General features: G+C 65.3%; 6 protein-coding genes. 4 read left to right on the top strand and 2 right to left on the bottom strand.

The window, feature by feature from the left end; genetic code table 11:
- On the bottom strand, nt 1-498 hold a 498-nt coding region (locus tag EOA29_RS25730; protein ID WP_145969796.1), incomplete at its 3' end, for an FAD-dependent oxidoreductase.
- Nucleotides 499-580: 82 nt separating this feature from the next.
- Entirely contained in the window at nt 581-2,287 is a 1,707-nt protein-coding gene (locus EOA29_RS25725; RefSeq protein ID WP_245464822.1) for a hypothetical protein, read from the bottom strand.
- Between EOA29_RS25725 and EOA29_RS43245 the strand changes: the two genes are divergently transcribed.
- From EOA29_RS43245 to EOA29_RS25710, 4 genes are all read left to right on the top strand, one after another.
- The gene (locus tag EOA29_RS43245; RefSeq protein ID WP_245464821.1) at nt 2,273-2,413 is read left to right on the top strand and encodes a hypothetical protein; all 141 of its coding nucleotides are present in this window, start codon (nt 2,273-2,275) and stop codon (nt 2,411-2,413) included. The two genes, EOA29_RS25725 and EOA29_RS43245, sit on opposite strands and share 15 nt — an antisense overlap.
- Nucleotides 2,414-2,600: 187 nt before the next feature.
- Nucleotides 2,601-2,882, top strand: coding sequence for a DUF4242 domain-containing protein (locus tag EOA29_RS25720; protein WP_067003570.1), 282 nt, complete (start codon nt 2,601-2,603; stop codon nt 2,880-2,882).
- A 139-nt stretch (nt 2,883-3,021) separates the two neighbouring features.
- Nucleotides 3,022-3,264: a DUF1127 domain-containing protein gene (locus EOA29_RS25715; protein ID WP_189350395.1), complete on the top strand. Its 243-nt coding sequence runs from the start codon at nt 3,022-3,024 to the stop codon at nt 3,262-3,264.
- Nucleotides 3,265-3,387: 123 nt separating this feature from the next.
- Nucleotides 3,388-4,665, top strand: a 1,278-nt coding sequence (locus tag EOA29_RS25710; RefSeq protein ID WP_127221795.1) for a peptide chain release factor 3, incomplete at its 3' end; no start/stop codon positions are given.

Genomic DNA, 4,665 nt, shown 5'->3' with positions numbered 1-4,665 from the left:
CCCGGCGATGATCCGCGCGCCGCGCCGATCGGCATCGGTGAGCAAGGCCCTGGCTGTGGCGACCGGCTCGGCCACGCCCTCCTCGGCAACGTAAAGGGCGGAATCCGGAAGCTCGGCGAGGTTTGGCTCAATGCGCGCCGCCTGTTCGCGCCCAACCCGCTCGATGCCATAGCCCCAGGAAGAATGCTCGGCCGCATAAGCTTCGAGCCTGTCCGCCGGCAGGTCCCAGCACAGGCCGCCGCACCAGGCGAGCGGTAATCCCGGCAGGTCCTTCGCCAGCCGTGTCCACTCGGCCATGGCTCGGACGCGCAGGTGGAAATAAGTTTCGGGATTTCCCCAGCTGGCATTGATCCAGGCGAAGGAATTGGGCGTCGCGACGCCGCCGGCGCCGCTTGTCGAGACGACCGTCACGCGCGCGCCGGCCTTCGTCAGATGCCAGGCGATCGAAGCGCCGATGATACCGGCGCCGATGACGATGACTTGTTTTGGGCTGCTCATGCTGGACCTTCGGGGAGATTTCCCCCCGTCATGCCACCGCGCCGGCCATACCTCAAGGTAGAAGCGCTCAAGCGAGACGCGGCTACACGCTGCCCACCGCTGCCTTCTGAGTCCCGGCGAGCATGTCCTTCAGCTCTTCGCAGCGCCGCATGAGTCGGGAGGAGTCGAGCTTCTTCGCAAGCGCCAACGCGGTGCCGAGCTCCAGTTCCGCGCCGTTACGATCGTCGAGCTGAATGAGGAGCGCCGCGAGCGAAAGCCTGGCGTCTGCGACATTGATCGGCGAGCCGATCTCGTTCCAGAGCGAGCATGCGGTTTGCAGCTCCCGAACAGCCTCGGCGAGGCGTCCCTCCTGTATGAAAAGCTCTGCCTTGGCCTCGCCGGTCAGCGCCCGGATGGAGGCCATCGGCCAGCGCTGTGGCTGGGCCTCCAATTCGGCGAAGACCTCTTTCGCGCGCTCGAGCCGGTTGGTGCGCGCCGCCACCTTGGCGAGCGTGGCAAGGACGATGCCGCGCCGCTGCAGTGTCGGCCAGCCGTTCCCCACCAGGGAGCGCTCGAGAGCGCTGAAGGCCGCTTCTGCCTGCCCCTGCTCGAGCTGCAGCAGCGCAAGGCCGGGCTGCGGATCCCAGCCCGCGGCGTGGGACGCGCGATAAGCTGTTTCCGCCTCGGCGAGATCGCCGGCGGCGAGATGAATGTCACCCAGCACGCGCAGTGCATCGCCCGTCGCCCACGGCGCATCGAGCGCAAGCTGGTCGAGCGCGGCGCGCACCAGTGCCTCGGCCTCCTTCAGCGTGCCATGGACGCCAAGCACCTCGGCGCGATGCAGCCGGCATGATCCCGACAGGTTCTCCAGCCCGTGTCCCTTGCACCAGTTTTCGTAGCCGAATGTCCATTGGTTGGCCCTCGCCCAGTCGCCGAAGTTCCGGCAGGACCAGAGGATGTTGCAATAGAGGATGCCGCCGACAACCGGGTCTATGTCGCTTGAGAGGCCGAGCGCGGCGGCGAAATCCTGGTCCTCCTGGCCGGATTTGGTTTCCCCGAGGCAAAGTTTGAAGAAGCCGCGATAGATCAGCCCGAGCGATTCCACGACCGGGTCTTCAAGATGTTTGCCGACTTTGAAGGCCTGCTCGGCAAATGCGAGCGCCTGCTCGGGTTCTGCTTCGGCGCCCATGATGCGCGCCCCCATCCAGCACCACAGGCCGTGCTCCCTGCTCTCGGTGGCGCTGTCGATCAGCTGCGCGGCGCGCTTGTGCCAGCCCTTGGCGACGGCAAGCTCTCCCCTCTCGAGATGGATCCTGGCGAGGGTGACTGCCGGGGAGGCCGCGCGCAGGCGCTCGCCGGCCACGCCGTAGGCAGTCACGGCGCGAGCCAGAAGCGGGATGGCCGCAGCCGGCCGCCCCATGCATTCCAGTGCCAAGGCCCATTCTTCGAGATCGGCCGTCAGCAGCTCGTCGGCGGCATTCGCTTGGGCGAAGGAAGCCGCGGCCTCGTGCCATTTTCTGGCTGCAGCGGCCGCGCGTGCCGACAGGATTGGTGAGCCGGGGCTCGTTGGCTTGTCGCCGCCATCGGCCGGAGCCGACCTGTTCTCCGAAGCGACCGCTTGATCGAGGCAGATCCGGTAGCCGAAGCGGGGCAGGTTGCGCAGCGCCGTCTCCAGGCCGCCCTGGCGCAGAACGCCGCGGGCTAGGCTCGCCACGCGCTGCAGCGACGCCTCGGTCACCGTCACGCCCGGCCACAGCGTTTCGAGCAACTCATCCTTGCTCAAGGCCCGGTCCTGGTGCCGCAGCAGCATGGCGAGGAAATCGAAGACCAGGGGCTGCACCTCGATCTCGCTTCCGGCGCGGCGAAGGGCGCGGGAGTTTTCGTTGAGCTCGAAGTCGCCGAAGCGATGAATTCCCATCGGCAGCAATCCCTGTAACGGCAATAGGCAAAGGATCAGAACCAGATAAGAGCGGCATAAGGACTGTTGGCCGCCTCTTGGGCAATTCTCCGTCTGCCTGGCGAGCCAAGCTGCAGTTTACCTCAGCGGCCCCGGGGATGTCACCGGCACCCGACCTGGTCGGGCGTCCGAAGGCATTTCAACCGCAGATCAAGGAGATTGTGAAATGCAGAAATACATCATCGAACGCGAAATTCCCAAGGTCGGCACCTTCGAGCGCGAGCAGCTTCGCGATGCCTCCAAGGCCTCGAATGCCGTTCTCGCCGAGCTCGGCCCGGACATCCAGTGGGTGGAGTCCTTCGTGGCGGACGACAAGACGTTCTGCGTCTACCTCGCCAAGGACGAGGCGATCATCCAGCGCCACGCCAAGATGAGCGGCTTCCCGGCCACCAAGATCACGCAGGTGAAGCGCCTGTTCGATCCGACGACGGCCTACGCCGCCGCCTGACGGGGAGGGATGGATCGTGAAGCTCCGCGGCATGTGAGCCGTGAGCGCGATTGGTTCTGACCTCTTCTTCGAGAAGCCTTTGGGAGGGTCATTCACTGGCCCTTCCAATGTCATCGTTTAAACCGATGGAGACATGACTATGACCATCTTCGGGCAGGAGCTCGTCGCCAATCGATCCGCGCTTGGGTGCTCTTTCGCTACGGCCGTCGAAATCTGCCGTTCCGGCATAGGTCCCCTGGCGCGCATCATCCGCATCCGCAGGGATCGCGCCTGGCTGGACGAGTTGCCGGACTACCTGCTGCGCGACATCGGCGTCGAGCGCATGGAGATACGCTTGATCACCAGATTGGGCCGCAAGGTCGGCCGTAGCGAGCGGATCTGAAAGGACACGGGTTCCCTTACCGGGTTGGCGGCTGCGCCGCTCGGACGACCCGATCTGCCCGAACCTGTCGACACGCCCAAAATGCGCTGCTAGAAGCCCGCGCCACAGACAGGATTTCACGAATTGGCAGAAGACATCGAACAGGCGGTATCGCGCCGCCGCACCTTCGCGATCATCGCGCACCCCGACGCCGGCAAGACCACGCTTACCGAAAAGCTGCTGCTGTTCGGCGGCGCCATCCAGCTTGCCGGCGAGGTCAAGGCCAAGAAGGACCGCATCCAGACCCGGTCCGACTGGATGAAGATCGAGCGCGAACGCGGCATCTCGGTTGTCACCTCGGTGATGACCTTCGAGTATGACGACAACGTCTTCAACCTGCTCGACACGCCCGGCCACGAGGATTTCGCCGACGACACCTACCGCACGCTGTCGGCGGTGGATTCCGCCGTCATGGTCATCGACGCCGCCAAGGGCATCGAGCCGCGCACGCTGAAACTGTTCGAGGTCTGCCGGCTGCGCGACATCCCGATCATCACCTTCGTCAACAAGATGGACCGCGAGAGCCGCGATCCGTTCGAAATTTTGGACGAAATCGAGCAGAAACTGGCGCTGGATACCGCGCCGGTGACCTGGCCGATCGGCCGCGGCAGGACGTTTTCTGGCACCTATCATCTGGCGCAGAACGCGGTGCGCCGGAGCGACGACGAGAAGGAGCGCACCCCGGTCAACGGTCCGGATTCCAATCGCGTCGCCGGGCTTTTGCCGGAAAACGAGCGCAACGACTTCATCGAGGAGCTGGAGCTCGCGCGGGAAGCGTGCAGACCCTTAGACGTCGACGCCTTCCGCGAAGGCCATCTGACCCCGGTCTATTTCGGCTCGGCGCTGCGCAATTACGGCGTGCGCGACCTGATCGAGGCTTTGGGCGCTTACGGCCCGCCGCCGCGCGCCCAGGCAGCCGATGAACGCACGGTGGAGGCGACGGAGGAGAAGATGACCTCCTTCGTCTTCAAGATCCAGGCCAACATGGATCCCAACCACCGCGACCGCATCGCCTTCGTCCGTGTCTGCTCGGGCAAGCTCGAGCGCGGCATGAAGGCAAAGCTGGTGCGCACCGGCAAGCCGATGAGCCTGTCGGCGCCGCAGTTCTTCTTCGCCCGCACGCGAGTCACGGCCGACGAGGCTTTCGCCGGCGACGTCGTCGGCATCCCCAATCACGGCACGCTGCGCATCGGCGACACTCTCACCGAAGGCGAGGAGATCCTGTTCCGCGGCGTGCCGAATTTCGCGCCGGAAATCCTGCGCCGCGTCCGCCTCGGCGACGCCATGAAGGCCAAGAAGCTGAAGGAGGCGCTGCACCAGATGGCCGAGGAGGGCGTCGTGCAGCTCTTCTCGCCCGAGGAC

Origin of the sequence: Mesorhizobium sp. M1E.F.Ca.ET.063.01.1.1, from assembly GCF_003998155.1 — a bacterium.
In the GTDB taxonomy this organism is placed as follows: Bacteria; Pseudomonadota; Alphaproteobacteria; order Rhizobiales; family Rhizobiaceae; genus Mesorhizobium.
The sequence above is the reverse complement of the archived record's forward strand: the minus strand, read 5'-3'. Positions and strand labels throughout refer to the sequence as shown.

Bases quoted from the DNA above. Each gene is read 5' to 3' on its own strand.
- EOA29_RS25720 (WP_067003570.1), top strand. From the start codon at position 2,601: ATGCAGAAATACATCATCGAACGCGAAATTCCCAAGGTCGGCACCTTC.
- EOA29_RS25725 (WP_245464822.1), bottom strand. From the start codon at position 2,287: ATGCTGCTGCGGCACCAGGACCGGGCCTTGAGCAAGGATGAGTTGCTC.
- EOA29_RS25715 (WP_189350395.1), top strand. From the start codon at position 3,022: ATGACCATCTTCGGGCAGGAGCTCGTCGCCAATCGATCCGCGCTTGGG.